Here is a 1043-nt window from a genome sequence, read left to right as displayed (position 1 = left end):
TGCAGCGCAAACGGGTTGCCTCCCATGTCCGCTCTTACCAGAAGGGTCGTCACACCACGGTCAGCGACCACATGCCCAAAGGCCATCAGGAGTATGCTGACTGGACCCCGCAGCGACTGATCCGTTGGGCCGCTAAAATGGGTCCTCAAACGGCCGCTGTGACCGAAATCATCCTGGCCTCACGGCAACATGCCCAACAGGCCTTCCGCAGTGCCATGGGCTTAATCAGCCTGGCGAAAACCTATACGCCACAGCGACTGGAAGCGGCTTGCGAACTGGCGCTGGAAGGTGAAGCCGCCAACTATAAAAGCGTCAAGTCGATCCTGAAAACCAAGCTGGATCAGCAGCCCCGACAACACGCTTTGCCAACCACGCAACCCATCGCCCACGACAATATCCGTGGCGGCCACTACTACCACTAAGGAGATCATGATGCTGACTCACCCCACCCTGGAAAAACTGCACACCCTGCGCCTGAATGGCATGCTCAAGGCCCTGAACGAACAACAGCAGATGCCGGACATCGACAGCCTCAGCTTTGAGGAGCGGCTCGGCCTGCTGGTCGACCGGGAAGTGACGGAACGGGAAAACCGCCGCCTTCAGACCCGGCTGAATAAGGCCAAACTCAGACACTCCTGCTGTCTGGAAGATCTTGACGTCAAAGCCACCCGGGGCCTGGATAAGACGCTGATCTTAACTCTGGCCGCCGGCACCTGGATTGCTCGTAGTATCAATGTGCTGATCTGTGGTCCGACCGGCGTCGGCAAAAGCTACCTCGCCTGCGCCCTGGGCCATAAGGCCTGCCTGGAAGGCTATTCAGTCCTGTATCTGCGCCTGCCAAGAATGTTCGAGGAATTGCGCATGGCAAAAGCCGACGGGCGGTATGGCAAGCTGATGCTCAGCTACGCTAAAACCGATCTGATCATCCTGGACGACTGGGGTCTTGCGCCAATGACCGATCTACACCGCCGGGATCTGCTCGAACTGCTGGAGGATCGATATGGCAAGCGATCGACCATCGTCACCAGCCAATTGCCGGTCAC

1 protein-coding gene and 1 pseudogene are annotated in these 1043 nt (G+C 58.2%); both read left to right on the top strand.

Annotated features, from left to right (window positions below; genetic code table 11):
* Window positions 1–422: pseudogene (locus ICT70_RS14790) on the top strand (IS21 family transposase); the annotation flags it as partial.
* A gap of 10 nt (window positions 423–432) precedes the next feature.
* Window positions 433–1043, top strand: a 611-nt coding sequence (gene istB, locus ICT70_RS14785) for an IS21-like element helper ATPase IstB (RefSeq protein WP_191157997.1), incomplete at its 3' end; no start/stop codon positions are given.

This window comes from Pelovirga terrestris (assembly GCF_014773365.1).
GTDB classification, from domain to species: domain Bacteria; phylum Desulfobacterota; class Desulfuromonadia; order Desulfuromonadales; family Geopsychrobacteraceae; genus Pelovirga; species Pelovirga terrestris.
Note: the sequence above shows the minus strand (reverse complement) of the source record. Positions and strands in the feature narration are given on the sequence as shown.